Source organism: Pseudomonas sp. SWRI68 (genome assembly GCF_014269165.1).
GTDB lineage: Bacteria > Pseudomonadota > Gammaproteobacteria > Pseudomonadales > Pseudomonadaceae > Aquipseudomonas > Aquipseudomonas capeferrum.
This window is the reverse complement of record NZ_JABWRU010000008.1, coordinates 1-18,033: the sequence shown is the minus strand read 5'-3', so window position 1 is coordinate 18,033 and position 18,033 is coordinate 1. Positions and strand designations below refer to the sequence as shown.

Annotated in this window: 3 protein-coding genes; all 3 read right to left on the bottom strand. The window is 66.1% G+C overall.

Features of this window, described 5'->3' with window-relative positions:
* Window positions 1–14 precede the first annotated feature (14 nt).
* The 3 genes from HU770_RS13780 to HU770_RS13770 all read right to left on the bottom strand — a co-directional run bounded on the left by HU770_RS13780 (window position 15) and on the right by HU770_RS13770 (window position 17,960).
* Window positions 15–3,368 (bottom strand): non-ribosomal peptide synthetase, encoded by a 3,354-nt coding sequence (locus HU770_RS13780; RefSeq protein WP_186663908.1) that lies wholly within the window; start codon window positions 3,366–3,368, stop codon window positions 15–17.
* 260 nt (window positions 3,369–3,628) lie between these two features.
* A complete protein-coding gene (locus HU770_RS13775; protein WP_186663906.1) occupies window positions 3,629–11,482 on the bottom strand; it encodes a non-ribosomal peptide synthetase in 7,854 nt (2,617 codons plus the stop codon).
* Between the two features lies 1 nt (window position 11,483).
* Window positions 11,484–17,960 (bottom strand): non-ribosomal peptide synthetase, encoded by a 6,477-nt coding sequence (locus HU770_RS13770; protein WP_186663904.1) that lies wholly within the window; start codon window positions 17,958–17,960, stop codon window positions 11,484–11,486.
* Window positions 17,961–18,033: the final 73 nt, after the last annotated feature.

Genomic DNA, 18,033 nt, shown 5'->3' with positions numbered 1-18,033 from the left:
TATCCGTTTGCATCTCAAACTGCCTCAAGCTCGCTCATGAAGTCCTGGAGGTCGTCCAGGTCCGCATCGGTATTGGTATTCAAGCCACTGATCATGGCTGCGTATGCCTGCAGGTTTTCCGCCTGGAACAGCAAGGCGAGCGGCAGGTTGATGCCCAACTCAACCTGCAGGCGAGCCATCACCTGGGTCGCCAGCAAGGAGTGGCCACCCAACTCAAAGAAGTTGTCGTGAAGGCCCACTTTGTCCAGCTTCAGCACATCGGCCCAGATCGCCGCAATGCGCTGCTCCAATGCACTTTGCGGCGCAGTGAACTGGCCCTGCAGCAGGCTGGCATCCGGTTGCGGCAGCGCCTTGCGATCCAACTTGCCGTTGCCGGTCAGCGGCAAGCTGGCCAGGAACAGCACATGAGCCGGCACCATGTAGTCCGGCAGGCTTGCCTTGAGCGCTTCGCGCAAGGAACCCCGCAGAAGAACCTGGCTTTCGAGGCTGTCCAGGACCGAGCTGTCACCCGGCACCACATACCCCACCAACTGCTTGCCTTGCGGGCCATCCTGAGCCAGCACCACGCCCTGACGCACAGCGCCCTGCTCCTGCAGGCGTGCTTCGATCTCACCCAGTTCGATACGGAAACCACGAATCTTCACCTGGTGATCAATTCGCCCCAGGTAGTCGATGACGCCATCACCGCCATAGCGGGCCAAATCGCCCGAGCGGTACAAGCGACCGCCTTGGCTATCGAAGGGGTTCGGCACGAAACGCTCAGCCGTCAACGCCGGACGACCGTGATAGCCACGCGCAAGGCCATCCTGGCCAATCATCAGTTCACCGTGGCTGCCTGGCACGATCGTGTTCAAGGTGCCGTCGAGCAAGTAGCAACTCAGGTCTGGAATGACCTCGCCAATGGGGCTGCTGCCAACATTCTTGAGATCATCCAGGCTGATCGGCCGGTAGGTCACATGCACCGTCGTCTCGGTGATGCCATACATGTTGATCAGGCGTGGCTGACGGTCGCCGAATACGTCGAACCATGGCTTGAGGCTGCTCACATCCAGCGCCTCACCGCCAAACACCACATACCGCAATGCCAACTGGCTGCCGCCTCGCGCGGCTTCGCAGGCAAGCGGAATCAGTTGCTGAAATGCCGATGGCGTCTGGTTCAGCACCGTTACCTGCTCGCTGAGCAACAACGCATGGAAATCCTGCGAAGAACGCGCCACGTCTCGCGGCACGATGACCGCCTTGCCGCCATACAGCAGCGCGCCGTACAGCTCCCACACGGAAAAATCGAACGCGTAGGAGTGGAACACCGTCCACACGTCACTGGCGTCGAAGCGGAACCACTCCTGGGTGGCCGCGAACAAACGCACCACGTTATGGTGCGTCAACAGTGCACCTTTGGGCTTGCCAGTGGACCCGGAGGTGTAGATCACGTATGCCAGGTTCTGCGGCGATACCGCGCCAGCCAGGTTGGCTTCGCTGTAGTCGGCCAGTGCCGTGTCGTCCAGATTCAGGCGTTGGATGCCTGCCGGAATGGGCAAGGCGTCACGCAAGTGGCTTTGGGTCAGCAACAAGCCGATGCCACTGTCCTCGAACAGGTAAGCGAGGCGATCCTGGGGGGCCTCCGGGTCCAGCGGCACATAGGCGCCGCCCGCCTTGAGGATGCCGAGCAGGCCCACGACCATGTCCAGACTGCGCTCTACGGCAAGCCCCACCAGCACGTCGGGCCCCACGCCCAGTTCGCGCAGCTTGTGCGCCAGGCGGTTGGCGCGGCGGTTCAATTCGCCGTAGCTGAGTGTCTGAGCGCCAAAACTCACGGCGGGTGAATCAGGCGATAACTCGACCTGGGCTTCGATCAACTGATGGAGCGTGTGCTCGCTGGGGAATTTAGTCGGGTTGCGGTTCCAGTCCTGAACGATCCGAGCCTGCTCATGCTCTGCCAACAGAGGCAGGTCGGTAATGCGCTGCTCTGGTTCGCGGACGATCCCCTGCAGCAGATTCAGCCAATGATTGGCCATGTGCTCGACGGTCTTGGCCTCGAACAGGTCGGTGGCATAGGTCAGCGCAGCACTGATGCCTTGCTCATGCTCGAAGGTGTCCAGAATCAGGTCGAACTTGGCCGTGTGGCTATCCCAGGCCAGCTCTTCCATTTCCAGCCCTGGCAAACTGCGGCGTTCGCCCTTGGCCTGGGTCTGGTGGTTGTACATCACCTGGAACAGAGGGCTGTGGCTGAGGTTGCGTTCGGTCTGCAGGGCCTCCACCAGCTGTTCGAACGGCAGGTCCTGATGCGCCTGAGCGCCCAGCGCACGCTGCTTGACCTGTTGCAGCAGCTGATTGAAGGTCATCTGCAGGTCGAATTCGGCGCGCAGCACCTGGGTGTTGACGAAGAAGCCGATCAGCCGCTCGGTCTCGACCCGGTTACGGTTGGCGACCGGCACACCGACGCGGATGTCGGACTGCCCGCTGTAGCGGTGCAGCAATGCCTGGAAGCTGGCCAGCAACACCATGAAGGGCGTGGCGCCCTGTTGCTGGGCCAATTGCTTCAGCGCGCCAGCCAACGTGTTGTCGATGGCCACGGTAACTCGGGCGCCCTGATAGCTGCTTATCGCTGGCCGCGGTCGATCGGCAGGCAACGCCAGCACGGGTTGCTCGTCACCGAGCTGCGCCGTCCAGTAGGCCAGCTGTCGCGCCTGCTCGCCGGCCTCCATCCAGTTACGCTGCCAGGTGGCGTAGTCGGCGTACTGCACCGGCAGCACGGGCAGGTCCACCTTCTGCCCTTGGCTGTAGCCGTGGTAGAGCTGCACCAGCTCATTGATCATCACGGGCATCGACCAACCGTCGGACACGATGTGGTGCAGGGTCAGCACCAGCACATGCTCGTCCTGCACCAGGCCCAGCAACTTCACCCGCAGCAGCGGGCCGGTTTGCAGGTCGAAAGGCAGATGAGCTTCGTGCTCGACATGACTGCGCACGCTGGCGTCATCGGTCTGCTCCAACTGCTCGAACATCAACTTGAAGGGGCTGTGCGGATGGACCACCTGCACGGCCTGCTCCCCTTCCAGGCGGAACGTGGTGCGCAGGGTCTCATGACGGGCGATCAAAGCCTCGAAGCTACGCTGCAGGGCACCCGTGTCCAAATGCCCTTTGAAGCGCAGGACGGACGAGAGGTTGTACGCGGTACCCACCTCGCCCAGCTGTGACAGAATCCATAGCCGCTGCTGGGCATAGGAAAGCAGTACCGGCGCTTCTGGATCCCTCGGGAAGATCGGCGTGACCCCATACAGGTTGACGCCTTGTTTCTTGAGCAAGGCTGCCAACGCCTTACGTTTTTGGGTGGACAACGATACGACTGTATCGAGCAGCTCTTGCACAGGGAATCTCCTAAGAAATCAGCTCTTCAATTTCCTCCGTAGTTAGACGATTGAGCACTGCCAAGGATTTAGGCCCCCCCTCGTGCACGATTCCAGTAGGAGCGGCCTTGCGTCGCGAAAGGGCTGCGTAGCGGCCCCTGGGTCTCAGCTTCGCCGCATAAATTGCTGGGCCCGCTACGCAGCCCTTTCGCGACGCAAGGCCGCTCCTACACCGTTTGCGCCATGGGCAAGAGACGCGTTTAGTCTGCCGACCGCAAAGACTAGGAAATCAGCTCATCGAGCTCCTCCGTGCTCAAGCTTTCGAGTAATGCTAGCGACTTGGCCAATTGGTCCTGGGTGGTGTCGACGACTGGCGCCTTACCTTCGAGCTGACGACTGAAGTCGGCCAGTACAGGGAACTCGAAGAGTTCTTTCAGTTCGGCCAAAACACCGGCTTGCTCCTGTATGCGAACGATCACCGAGGTGGCCAGCAGGGAGTGACCGCCCAGCGCGAAGAAATTGTCGGTCAACCCGACCCTCTCCAGCTTCAGCACATCCGCCCAGATCGTCGCGATCTGCTGTTCCAGCTCGCTCTGCGGCGCCACGTACTCGCCTTGCAGCAAACTGGCATCCGGTTGCGGCAAAGCCTTGCGGTCCAGCTTGCCGTTCGGTGTCACTGGCAGTTTGCCGAGCAGCAGCAGATGCGCAGGCACCATGTAATCCGGCAGGCCGACCTTCAGCGCCTCCCGCAGGCTTTCGCGCAGTGCGCCCTCGTCTTGCGTGCTGTCGGCCGGTACCACATAACCCACCAACTGCTTGCCGCTCGGACCGTCCTGGGCCAGTACCACTGCCTCCTGCACACTCGGCAGCTCCAGCAGGCGCGCTTCGATTTCACCCAGTTCGATACGCAAACCGCGGATCTTCACCTGGTGGTCGATACGCCCGGCGTAGTCGATCACGCCGTCGGCGTCGTAACGTGCCAGGTCACCGGTGCGGTACAGACGCCCGCCGTTGTCGCTGAACGGGTCTGGCACGAAGCGTTCGGCAGTCAGCGCTGGGCGCTGGTGGTAACCACGGGCCAGGCCCACGCCACCCAGGTACAGCTCGCCGGCACTGCCGCGTACCGCAGGTTGCAGGCTGCCTTCGAGGATGTGGGCCTTGAGGTTGTCGATCGGCTGGCCGATCGGCACGCTGATGCTTTCGTCCGGCTGGCAGGTCCAGTGGGTGACGTCGATGGCGGCTTCGGTCGGGCCGTACAGGTTGTACAGGCCGGCCGCTGGCAGGCGCTGCAGGGTCTGGCGGGCCAGCTCGGCAGGCAACGCTTCACCGCTGCACACCACGCGCTTGAGGCTGACGCAGCTCTCGACTGCTTCATGGATCATGAACGCCTGCAGCATCGACGGCACGAAGTGCAAGGTGCTGATGGCGTACTGGTTGATGGTGTCGACCAGCAGTTGCGGGTCGCGGTGGGCACCTGGCTGGGCCATGACCAGACGGGCGCCGGTCATCAGCGGCCAGAAGAACTCCCACACCGACACGTCGAAGCTGAACGGGGTCTTCTGCAGCACGTTGTCGCTGGCATCCAGGCCGTAGGCCTTCTGCATCCACCACAGGCGGTTGACCAGCGCCTGATGGCTGTTGCCGGCGCCTTTCGGGCGGCCGGTGGAGCCGGAGGTGTAGATCACGTAGGCGAGGTTCAGCGGCGCCACGTCGATGTTCGGGTTGGCGTCGCTGTAAGCACCGAGCTGCTCGGTGTCCAGGTCCAGGCTGCGCAGGCCGGCCGGGATCGGCAAGGCATCGCGCAGGTGCGACTGGGTCAGCAGCAAGGCGATGCCACTGTCGGCGAACATGTAGCTCAGGCGGTCTTGCGGGTACTCCGGGTCCAGCGGCACGTAGGCGCCGCCAGCTTTGACGATGCCCAGCAGGCCGATGACCATCTCCAGGCTGCGCTGCATGGCGATGCCCACCAGCACGTCCGGGCCAACGCCCAGTTCACGCAGCTTGTGCGCCAGCTGGTTGGCTTGGCCATTGAGCTCGGCATAGCTCAGGGTCTGCTCGCCAAACACCAGTGCCGGGGCGTGTGGGGTGGCGAACGCCTGGGCTTCGATCAGCGAATGGATGCTGCGCTGATCCGGGTACGCCGCTTGGGTGTCGTTCCAGCGCTCGACCATCAGTTGCTGTTCTTGCAGGCCCAGCATCGGCAGCTCGCCGACCACTGCCTGCGCATTGGCAACCAGCGCCTGCAGCACGTTGGCGAAGCAACCCGCCAGTCGGCCAATGGCCTCGTCGCTCCACAGCGCACGGTCGTGGCTGTAGTGCATCGACAGGGTCGCGCCCAGTTCCACCACCAGGGTCAGCGGGTAGTTGGTCTGCTCCTGCACGGCCACGTCGCCAAAGCGCAACCCGCCAGGCGCGCCTTGCTGCAAGGCCTCGGACACCGGGTAGTTCTCGAACACCAGGATGCTGTCGAACAGCGCATCACCGCCCTGCCCTGCCCAGCGCTGCACGTCATACAGCGGGGTGTGCTCGAACTCGCGCACGGCCAGGTTGCTGGCCTGCACCTGGCCAATCCATTCGGCCACGGTCTGTTCGGCACGGGGTGCGCCGATCACCGGCAGGGTGTTGATGAACAGGCCGATCTGCTCTTCGACCCCAGCCAGGTCTGCCGGGCGACCCGCTACCGTGGCGCCGAAGCACACGCTGGCCTGGCCAGTGCAGCGCTGCAACAGCAGCAGCCAGGCCGATTGCACCAGGGTATTGACGGTGACCCGGTTGGCGCGGGCAAAGGCTTCGATGCGCGCCGTCTGCTCCGCATCGAAGGCCAGGCGATGATCACCGTAGCCGGTGCCTGCAACCCCCGCGCTACCGGCAATGGCCTGGGCCAGCCGGGTCGGCTCGTCGAGCCCGGCCAGCTGGGCCTTCCAGAAGCTTTCGGCAACCGCTGTGTCCTGGCCTTGCAGCCAGGCGATATAGTCGCGGTAATGCGTGGCTTGGGCCTGTGGCGCCAGCCCCGCGTAACGTTGCAGCACTTCGCCCAGCAAACGCGAGGTGCTCCAGCCATCCATCAGGATATGGTGGTTGGTGTAGATCAGGTGGTGGCGCGCCTCGCCCGTGCGCACCAAGGCCAGCCGCAGCAGCGGCGCCTCGGCCAGTTCGAACCGGCGCTGGCGCTCGCCCTCGGCCAAGGCCTGCAAGGCGGCTTCCAGCGCCGGCTGGCCACGCCAGTCATGCTCGCTGCACGGCAACGCTACCGACTTGCGCACCACTTGCACCGCCTGCTCCAGCTCGCCCTGCAGCACGAACCCGCTGCGCAGGATGTCATGGGCATCGAGCGCGGCCTGCCAGGCCTGCTTGAAGCGCTGCACATCCAGCCCTTCGACATCGACTCGCAACTGGTTGATGTAGTTGCCGGCCTGCTGGTCGTACAGGGTGTGGAACAGCATGCCCTGCTGCATCGGCGACAGCGGGTAGACATCGGCGATCTGCCCCGGGGCCAGCGGCAAGCTGTCCAGCTGGGCCTGGGTGAGTGCCGCCAGCGGGAAGTCCGACGGCGTCACGCCCTGGTGCTGAGGCTGGCAGCAATGCTCGACCAGCTCAGCCAACGCTTGCTCGTAGGCCTGAGCCAGGTGCTGGATGGTTTCCGGGCGGTAGACGTCTTCGCTGTAGGTCCACTCCAGGAACAGCTCGCCGCCGTACACCTGGCCGGTGATGCTCAGCCAGTTGCCCAACTGCGCACCGGCGCATTGGGTGCGGCCGGCGCTTTCGCCGCTAGGGCTGAACGATGCCGCGTCGGCGGCGGTGAAACTGCCGTCGAACTGGCCCAGGTAATTGAAGGTGACGCGTGCCTGCGCGGCGCCGCTGAGCCGCTCGCGGGTCTGGGCATCGCCCAGGTAGCGCAGCAGGCCATAGCCGATGCCTTTGTCCGGCACGGCGCGCAGTTGCTCCTTGATCGCCTTGATCGACTCGCCAACGGCCTGGCCAGGGGCCAGACGTACCGGGAACAGGCTGGTGAACCAGCCGACCGTGCGGCTGAGGTCAAGGTCGTCGAACAGGTCTTCGCGGCCATGGCCTTCCAGTTGCACCAGCACCTCATCCTGCGCGCTCCACTGGCACAGCGTGCGCGCCAGCGCGGTCAGCAGCAGGTCGTTGATCTGCGTGCGATAGGCAGCGGGGGCCTGCTTCAGCAACTGCGCGGTACGCGCGGCATCCAGGCGCGACGCAGCAGTGCGGGCGTGCTGGTTGCCCAGGCTGCCCTGTGGGTTGTCACGCGGCAGTTCTGCCGGGCTGCCTTGCAGCACCTGCAGCCAGTAGTCGCCCTGTGCCTGCAGCGCCGAGCTGCTGGCATGCGCAACCAGCCGCTCGGCCCAGGTTTTCACCGAGCAGGTCTTGGCTGGCAGGCTTACCGGCTGACCTTTCAGGCGTTGCTGATAAGCCTCTTGCAGGTCCTCGAGCAGCACCCGCCAGGACACGCCGTCCACCACCAGGTGGTGAATGACCAACAGCAAGCGCTGCTGGCCATCGGCGAGGTCGAACAGTTCGGCACGCAGCAGCGGGCCTTGCTCAAGGTTCAAGCTGGCCTGCACCTCGGTGCCAGCGGCGTCCAGTTCGCCCAGCGCTGCGAGGCTGCGCTGGCGCACCAGCGGCGCACTGTCCAGGGCCTGGAAGCGGGCCTGCCACTGGCCGTTCTGGCGGCTGAAGCGCAAGCGCAAGGCATCGTGCTGCTCCAGCACCGCACGCAGGGCCGACTCCAGGTGTTCCACCTGCACGCGCTGGGCAGGTTTCAACAGCACCGACTGGTTCCAGTGCCCTGGCTGGGCGATGTCCATCTCGAAGAAGCGCGCCTGCGCGGGCAGCAGCACCACTTCACCGCTGACAGCGCTGTCCACCGGGGCTGCGGCTGCCGGCTGCTTGGCTTCGATGCGCTTGGCGACCTGGGCCAGTTGGCCGACGGTCTGCTGTTCGAACAGCTGCTTGGGGGTGATCTTGATGCCCTGGCGCTTGGCCCGGGCGATGATCTGCAGGCTGAGGATCGAATCGCCGCCCAGCTCGAAGAAGTTGTCGCTGCTGCCCACGCGTTCCAGCTTGAGCACGTCGGCCCATACCGCGGCCAGCTTCTCCTCGATGTCGCCTTCAGGCGCCACGTAACCACGGCTTACCGCGCCCGGCGCCGGCAAGGCGCGCTTGTCGAGCTTGCCGTTGGCGGTCAGCGGCAGACGCTCTAGCAACAGCACCTGCGCAGGCACCATGTAGTCGGGCAAGCGGGCCTGCAATTGCGCCTGCAACTGCGGCACGGTCACGCCTGCTTCGGCCACCACGTAGGCCACCAGTTGCAGGCGCTCGGCATCGCCTTCCAGCGGCAATGCCAGGACCACGGCGTCGCTGACATCGGGCAGCCCGGCGAGCACGCGACCGATTTCACCCGGTTCGACGCGATAGCCACGGATTTTCACCTGGTCATCGGCACGCCCGATAAATTCCACCAGGCCTTCAGCGCTCAACCGCGCCCGGTCGCCGGTGCGGTACAGGCGGGCGCCATCGGCCGCCGGCACGAAGCGTTCGGCCGTCAGCGCGGGCTGGCCCAGGTAACCCTGGGCAACGCCCTGGCCACCCAGGTAGAGCTCGCCGACCACCTGCGGCGCCAGCGGGTTGAGGTAACCATCGAGCACTTCGGCGCAGGCATTGCCCAGCGGGCGACCGACCGGCACCGTGCGGCAGTTGGCCAGGCGCTGGTCGGGTTCGAAGGTGAGCACGCCGACCGTGGTCTCGGTCGGGCCGTAGTGGTTGATGACGCGGCATTCGGGGCGCAATGCGCGGATTTTTTCCAGCAGGCTCCAAGGGCACGCTTCACCGCCCAGAATCAGTGCTGCAGCAGGCAGCACATCGGCGGCGCGGGCAGCCTGCAGCAGGCCCTGCAGGTGGCTTGGCACCAGTTTCACCACGCCCACCTGATGCTGCGCCATGTAGCTGGCGAAACCATCCGGGTCGAAGGCCAGCTCCTGCGGTAGCAAATGCAGCAAGCGGCCCGAGGCCAGGGCACCGAACAGTACGGTGTGGCCAAGGTCGGCGGCGGTGGTGGACACCATGGCCATGCTCGCCCCGGTCGGCAGTTGCAGGCGTTCGAGCACAGCCTGGATATAGCTGGCCAGTGCTCCGTGGCTGACCACCACGCCCTTGGGCTGGCCGGTCGAACCCGAGGTGTAGATCAGATAAGCCGGCTGCTCAGGGCTGACCGCGACCGCCACCGGGCTGTCGCTGCAGGCCGCCCACGTCGAGGGCTCGCAGGCAACCGCCTGCAAGCCGTCGAGGCCAGCGAAGCGGGTATCGCCAGGCTCATGCAACAGCACGGCGGCGCCGCTGTCGACGACCAACTGCTGCAGGCGCTCCTGCGGCTGCTGGGTATCCAGCGGCAGGTAGGCGGCGCCGGTCTTGAGCACCGCCAGCAAGGCCGTGACCCAATCGATGGAGCGCGGCAGGCACAGGGCAACGATACTGCCGGCACCGACGCCACGCTGGCGCAGGTAGTCGGCTACGCGGTTGGACGCAGCGTCCAGCCCGCCCTGGGTCATGAAGCGCTCACCAGCGCGCACGCCGCCCTGGGCCTGCCCTTGCGCCATCGCCTGGTGCCACAGGGCGAGGAAGTCGCGGTGCGGGTAGGCGTTGGCTGCGGCCGGCTGCTGCGCCGCCACCTCCAGGTGGTCGACGATCGGCTGCTGCTGGGCATGGCTGAGCACGTCCAGCACCCGCCGCAGCGAGTCGGCCAGGCGTTGGATGGTCGCGGGCTCGAACAAGTCGGTGGCGTAGGTGAAGTACCCCTCGATGCCATCGGGTTTATCCGAGAAGTCGAACGCCAGGTCGAAGCGCGCATCGCCACCTTCACGGGCAAAACCTTCCACCTCCAGCGCACCCAGGCGCTTGCGCGACGCGTCGCCCGCCGCCACGTGCTGGTTGATCTTGAACTGGAACAGCGGGTTGTGGGCCAGGTTGCGCTCTGGCAGCAAGGCATCCACCAGGTGCTCGAACGGCAGTTCCTGGTGCGACTGGGCGCCGCCGATCACGTCCTTGACCTGTTCCAACAGCTCGGCGAAGGTCGCGCGTTCGTCTACCTGCACGCGCAACACCTGGGTGTTGATGAAGAAGCCGATCAGGCCTTCCAGCTCCTTGCGGTTACGCCCCGCATTCGGCGCGCCGATGCGGATGTCCGACTGCCCGCTGTAGCGCGACAGCACCACCGCCATGGCCGCCAGCATCAGCACGAACAGCGTGTGCCCGCCCTTGCGCGCCTGGCTGCGCAGCGCTTCGGCCTGCTCGGCGCCAATCTGCAGTTTGAGCACCGCGCCGCGGTAGCTCGGCGTGGCGGGCCGCTCGAAGTCCAGCGGCAGGCTCAGCAGCGGCTGCTCGTCACCCAGTTGCGCCTGCCAATACGCCAGCTGGCGCTGGGCCTCACCGGCCTCGAGCCAGGCGCGCTGCCAGATCGCATAGTCGGCGTACTGGATCGGCAGGGCCGGCAATTGCGCCTCGCGGCCTTCAGCCAGCGCGGTGTACAGCTGGATGAACTCCTGCACCAGCAAGTCGCTCGACCAGCCGTCGGAGATGATGTGGTGCATGCTCAGGGCCAGCACGTGGTGCTCGGCACTCAGGCGCAGCAGGGTGACCCGCATCAGCGGCCCGGTCAGCAGGTCGAACGGTTGCTTGAGCGCGGCATCGACGGCTTCGCTCAAGGCGGCTTCATCGTCGCCCGCCTGGAACTCGACCACGTCCAGCACCAGCGGGCAGGCGCCGAGAATCTCCTGGTGGAACTCGCCTTCATCCGAAACGAAGCGCGTACGCAGCGACTCATGGCGGCTGACCAGCGCATCCAGCGCCTGCTGCAGCACCGTTAGCTCCAGAGCGCCCTTGAGGCGCACGGCCATCGGCACGTTATAGGCCGGGCTGTCGGGTTCCAACTGCCAGAGAAACAGCAGGCGCTGCTGGGCAAACGACAAGGGAATGCGCGCCAGGCCCTGGCGTGCAGGCACGATGGGCAGCAGGCGGAAGCTCTGCCCGGTGGCCTGCATTTTCGCCAGGATCTGCTGACGCTGCTCCACAGGCAGGCTGACGAAGCGTTGGGCAATGCGTTGTGCGGGGGTGAGTTGCATGTCAGGCCTCGGTGAATTCGTTCATCATTTTTTCGATATCGCTCAGGCCGTCGTCGCTCAGCGACAGGCCTTGTTCATCCAGTGCCTGGGCGAACGCGCGCAGCTCGGGGTGGGCGAAGATCAGCCGCAGCGGTATGTCCAGGCCCAGTTCCACGTTGATGCGCGATACCGCTTGCGCCGCCAGCAGGGAGTGGCCGCCAAGTTCGAAGAAGTTGTCGTTCAGGCCGACCTGACCGAGGTTGAGCAACTGCGCCCAGATCTGCGCCAGTTGCTGTTGCAGTTCGGTCTGCGGCGCTTGGTAGTCGTGCGGTGGCTGGCTGGGGTCGGGCAATGGCAGCGCCTTGCGGTCGAGCTTGCCGCTGGGGGTCAGCGGCATGCTCGGCAGGGTCACCAGGTAGGACGGGATCATGTAGTCCGGCAGGCTGGCCTTGAGGTACTGCTTGAGAGCCTGGCGCAGATCGCCGCTGGCGCCTTCAGCAGGTACCGCATAGGCGCACAGCTGCTTGCTGCTGGGCAGGTCGATGGCCAATACCGTGGCCTCGCGAACGTCCGGGTGCGCGCGCAGGTACTGCTCGATCTCGCCCAGTTCGATGCGGAAACCGCGCACCTTCACCTGGTGGTCAGCCCGCCCGCGATAGGCCAGTTGCCCATGTGGGTCGTAGTAGCCCAGGTCGCCGGTACGATACAGGCGGCCACCGCCCACGCTGTCGAACGGGTCGGGGATGAAGCGCTCGGCCGTCAGCGACGGGCGCTGGTGGTAACCCCGCGCCAGGCACCCTGCCCCGCCAATGAACAGCTCGCCAGAGACGCCCACTGGGGTCGGCGCCAGGCCATCGTCCAGCGCGTGCAGGGTACGGCCCGGCAGCGCTCGGCCAATCGGTACACCGCCCTGGCTGATCTGCGCGGGCGTCATCTGCGAGCAGTCGAAGGTGGTGGCCACCACGGTCGCTTCGGTCGGCCCGTAGGTGTTCAGCAGACGCACCGCCGGCGGCCCATCGGCCAGCCAGGCGCGCAGGGCGTCTTCCGGCACCGCTTCACCGCCAACGTGGATCTGTTTGAGCCGGCCGTAGGCCTCTGGCCCGCGACGCTCCAGGGCCAGCAGGCGCCAGTAGGCGGCGGGCAAGTCGGCCACGGTCACACCGTGGCGGTTGATTTCGTCCAGCAGGGTGGCGGTGTCCCACAGCCGCAGGTCGCGCAGCACCACGCAAGCGCCTTGCGCCAGCGGCGGGAAGAACTGCTCGATAAAGCCGTCGAAGCTGAAGGTGGCGAACTGCAGCACGCGATCACTCGGGCTCAGGCGTGAGTAGTCGGCGGCCACCTGGCAGAACACCGACAGCGCATGGTGGTCGATGGCCACGCCCTTGGGCATGCCGGTGGAGCCCGAGGTGTAGATGACGTAGGCCAGGTTGTGCGGCGCCGCCAGGTTAGGCAGCGGCTCGGCCGGCCAGGCGTGCAACCACTGGATGCCAGGTTCGAGCACCAGGCAAGGCAGCTGCGGGTCCAATTGCAAACGCGCCAACGACGGCGCATCGGCCAGCAGCAGGCCGATGCCGCTGTCTTCGACCATGTACGCCAGGCGCTCTTGCGGGTAGTCCGGGTCCAGCGGCACATAGGCACCGCCGGCCTTGTGGATGGCGATCAACGCCAGCGCCATGCCCAGGCCACGCTCGACGGCCACACCCACCAGGCAGTCAGGGCCTACGCCCATTGCACGCAGGCGATGGGCCAACTGGGTGCTGCAGCGGTCCAGCTCGGCATAGCTCAGTTGCTGATCATCGAAGATCAGTGCTACGGCGTCTGGCTGCGCACGCGCCTGGCGCTCCAGCAACTGGTGCGCGCACAGGCCGCTGCTGGCTGCTGGCGCGGGGTTCCAGCCATGGGTCAGTTGGCGACGCTCAGCGTCGCCCAGGAAGTCCAGCTCGGCGATGCAGCGCTGCGGCTCGGCGCAGATGGCTTCGAGCAGCGCTTGCCAGTGCCCGGCCATGCGCTCGATGCGCGGCGCATCGAACAGGTCGGTGGAGTAGTTGAACGAGGCGGTCACACCGTCGGAGCGCTCCAGGGTATTGAGCGAGATGTCGTACTGCGCGCCCGGCTCCAGCAAGTCCACTTCGCGGACCTTGAGGCCCTGCAGGGCATCGCTGGACACCTGCTCGCCCAGGTCGCGCAAATGGTTGTAGAGCACCTGGAAGAACGGGTTCACGCCCTGGTCGCGCTCTGGGTACAAGGCCTCGGCAACCTCCAGGAACGGCACGTCCTTGTTGGCCTGCGCCTGCAGGGTGGTTTCCTTGATCGCCGCCAGCAACTGCGGGAACGGCAGGCTGCCATCGACGCCGACCCGCGCCACCACCACGTTGATGAAGAAGCCGATCAGCCCTTCGAGCTCCAGGCGATTGCGGTTGGTCACTGGGACACCGATGTTGATCGTGTCCTTGCGGCTGTAGCGCGACAGCACGATGGCGTAGGCCGCCAGAAACACATGGAACAGCGTGGCATTGGACGCCACCGCCAGGGCCCGCAGGCGCTCGGTGAGGGCCAACGGCAGGCGCAGGTCGAAGCGGCTGCCCTGGTAGCTCTTGGCCGGCGGGCGAATACGGTCGGCGGGCAGTTCGAGCACTTCGAAATCGTCCTCCAGGCGCGCCTTCCAATAGTCGATCTGTGCCTGCATCTGCCCCTCGGCCAGCCATTTGCGCTGCCAGGCGGCGAAGTCGGCGTACTGCACCGGCAGCGGCTCGATGGCCCTTGCCTGGCCGCTGGCAGCCGCGTTGTAGGCGGCAGCGAACTCGCGTACCAGCAGGCTCATCGACCAACCGTCAGAGACGATGTGGTGCAAGGTCAGCGACAGCAGGTGCTCGTGCGCATGCACCTTGAACAGGCGCGCACGCAGCAGCGGGCCGTGCTCCAGGTCGAACGTGGCAAAGGCTTCGGCTTCGAGCTTGCGCATCTGCGCGGCCTCGTCCTGGCCGCTGAGGTCTTCGAAGCCAATCGGTACCGAAGCGGCGGGCAGAATGCGCTGCCACGGCAAGCCGTTGGCTTCGACGAACACCGTGCGCAGTGATTCGTGGCGTGCCACCAGCGCATCCAGCGCGGCCTGCACGGCTGCGCGGTCGAGGGCGCCTTGCATGCGCACGGCCATCGGTGTGTTGTAGGCCAGGCTTTGCGGGTTGAGTTTCCAGAACAGCCATTGGCGGTTCTGCGAGCGGGACACCGGCAGCGGCTGCTGGCGGTCGAGGATCTCGATCTCCAGGCCCGCGCCCTGCTCGCCCTCGGCCACGGCCTGGGCAAAGGCCTGCAGGTCGAGCGTGTCGAACAGCGTGCGCAGCGGGATGTCCAGGCCCAGGTGCTTGCGCACCCGCGACACGGCCTGGGTGGCCAGCAGCGAATGCCCACCCAGGGCAAAGAAGTTGTCGCCCAGGCCCACCTGCGGCACCTGCAGCACCTCGGCCCAGATCTGCGCCAGCTGCACCTGCAACGGGGTTACCGGCGCCTGGTAGGCCACCTGGGTGGCGACCGGCGCGGGCAGCGCCTTGATGTCGACCTTGCCGTTGACCGTCACCGGCAGGCGCTCCAGCACCATCAGGTGGGTGGGTACCATGTGCTCGGGCAGCAGCCCTTTGAGCGTGGCGCGAATCGCCTCCTGCCAGGCCTGGCTGTCTGCCGGCATCTGGCTGGGCACCAGCCAGGCCGCTAGTTGCAGCTCCGGTGCCTGGCCCTGGACTCGCACCAGGGCATTGGCGACGCCCTCCAGCCCACGCAGCTGGTTCTCGATTTCGGCCAGCTCCACGCGGTAGCCACGGATTTTCACCTGGCCGTCCATGCGCCCGGCAAACTGCAGCTCGCCGGTAGCGCTCTGCCGTACCCAGTCGCCACTGCGGTACAAGCGCTCGCCATTACCGTTCGGGTCGGGCACAAAACGCTCAGCGGTCAACGCCGGGCGGGCGAGGTAGCCACGGGCAAGGCCTGCCCCGCCGATGTACAGCTCGCCTTTGGCCTTGGCCGGCAAGGGCTGCAGGCAGCGGTCGAGCACGCTGAGGCGTGCATTGGCCAGCGGTTGGCCGAGCGAAGCCTGGTTGTCCAGTTCGGCCACCAGCACGCCGACCGTGGTCTCGGTCGGGCCGTAGTGGTTGAACACCTTGAGTGCTGGGGCCAGCGCGCGGATCTTGCCGAGCAGGCCCGGGCTGATGGCTTCGCCGCCCAGCACCAGGCACTGCTCCGGCAGCGCCGAGCGGCCGGCGACCAGCATGGCCTCCAGGTGCGAGGGCACGATTTTCAGTGCATCCACCTGGTGCTGCGCCAGGTAGGCCGCGAAGCCTTCGGCATCCAGTACCTGATCGCGCAGCAGCAGGTGCAAGGTCTGGCCGCCACACAGGGCGCCGAACAGCATGGTGTGGCCGAGGTCCGCAGCCGGGGTCGAGACCTGCGCCATGCTGTGGATCTGGCTCATCGGCAGGCGCGCGGCGATGCCCTCGACATAGTTGCCCAACGCGCCATGGCTGATTGCTACGCCCTTGGGCTGGCCGGTGGTGCCGGAGGTGTAGATCACGTAGGCGAGGTTGGCCGCTGCAACGGCACGCCGTGGGGCGCTTTCACGAGCGGCCTGGGTGTGTTCCCAGGCCAGCCGATGGACGCCACCTGGCAGCGTTGCCTGCCAATTGCCGGGCGCCAGCACCAGGCGGGTGCCACTGTCGGCGAGCATGTAGGCCAGGCGTTCGGCCGGTTGCTCGGGTTCCAGTGGCAGGTAAGCGCCGCCCGCCTTGAGCACGCCGAGGATGCTGGCGAGCATGCCGACGCTGCGGTCGGCCAGCACGCCGACCAGAGTGTCCGGCTGCACGCCAGCTTCGACCAGCCTGTCGGCGATGGCTTCGGCATGGGCATCAAGCCCGGCAAAGCTGGCCGCCTCGCCTGCTGCCATCACGGCGGTGCGCTCGGGGTGGCGCTGGGCAGCCTCGGCAAAGCGCTGGTGGACCAACAACGGCTCGGCGGCCTGCCCATGCGCATTCCGGGTGGCGGCCAGGCCTGGCAACGGCAACTCGCCCACCGCACCGGGGGCCTCGTCGGCCAGCGCCTGCACCAGCGCCAGCCATTGTTCGCCAAGGGCTTCGACAGTGGCCGCATCGAACACATCGAGGGCATAGGTGAAGGCAGCATGCAGCTGGCCGGCCCGCTCGTGGGTATCGAGTGCCAGGTCGAAACGGGCGCTGTGCTTTTCCAGGGTGATCGGTGCCAGGCTCAGCCCGGAGCGGGTCTTGATGGCTTCGACATCCGCCACCTGAGCCTGGTGGTTGAACAGCACCCGGAACAGCGGGCTCTCGGTGCTGCGCGGCAGCTCCAGGGCCTCGACCAGTTGTTCGAACGGCAGGTCCTGGTGGCTTTGCGCGCCCACGGCGGTTTCGCGCACGCGCTGCAGCAGGCCGGCGATATCCAGCAGTGGGTCGATTTCGGTGTGCAGCACCTGGGTATTGATGAAGCAGCCGATCAGGCCCTGGCTTTCGGCACGGTTGCGGTTGGCAATGGGCACCCCGACGCGGACGGCGCTCTGCCCGCCATAGCGCTGCAGCAGCAGCTTGAAGGCTGCCAGCAGGACCATGAACAGGGTGACGTTGTGCCGACGCGCCAGGCCGCGCAGGCGTTCAGCGACATCGGCGGCAATCGGGAATTCGTGACGCGCGCCGCGGTAGTTCGGCCGGCCGCTGCGGGCGCGGTCCAGTGGCAGCTCCAGCGGCGAGTGATCGTCGCCCAGGCGCGCCTGCCAGTACGCCAACTGGCGGTCCTGCTCGCCAGCCTGAAGCCAACTGCGCTGCCACAGGGCGTAGTCGCGGTACTGGATCGGCAAGGGTTCGAGTGTGGCTTCGGTGCCGGCCACGGCGGCATCGTAGAGGTGCAGGAACTCGTCGATCAGCACGTTCATCGACCAGCCATCGGCGACGATATGGTGCAGGGTCAGCAGCAGTACATGGTCCTGTTCTGCCAGTTGCAGCAGGCGCACGCGCAGCAGCGGGCCGGCGGCCAGGTCGAAGGGGGCCAGGGCTTCTTCTTCGGCGATGGATTCGAGGGCGTGATGGCGGGCCTCTTCGGCCAGCTCGCTCAAGCCGTCCTGGCGCAACTGCAGCGGGGCGGCGGCTGCATCGACTTGCTGACGCACATCATCGCCGTCGGCGACGAAGCGGGTGCGCAGGGTTTCGTGGCGGGCCACCAGGGCATCGAAGGCGTGCTGCAGGGCCAACAGGTTCAGCGGGCCATGCAGGCGCACGGCCATGGGCAGGTTGTAGGCTGCGCCTTGGGGGTCGAGCTGCCAAAGGAACCACATGCGCCGCTGCGCGTAGGACAGCTGGTCACGCTCGTCGACCTCGACACCTGGCGCGATCGGCAGCACGGAGAAGTCCATGCCCTCGCCCTGCAGCGCCTTGAGGAACAGGCGGCGCTTGCCGGGGCTGAGTTCGATGAAGCGGCGAGCGAGTTTGAGCGTCTGTTCAGCATTCATGTCGAGCGATGTCCTGGCAGTCGAGCGGTAACTGTCAGACGAAGGCATGGGGGGCTGATTTAGGGGCGGGGGG

Excerpts from the sequence above, each read along its gene's own strand:
- HU770_RS13775 (WP_186663906.1), bottom strand. The coding sequence starts at position 11,482 with ATGCAACTCACCCCCGCACAACGCATTGCCCAACGCTTCGTCAGCCTG.
- HU770_RS13770 (WP_186663904.1), bottom strand. The coding sequence starts at position 17,960 with ATGAATGCTGAACAGACGCTCAAACTCGCTCGCCGCTTCATCGAACTC.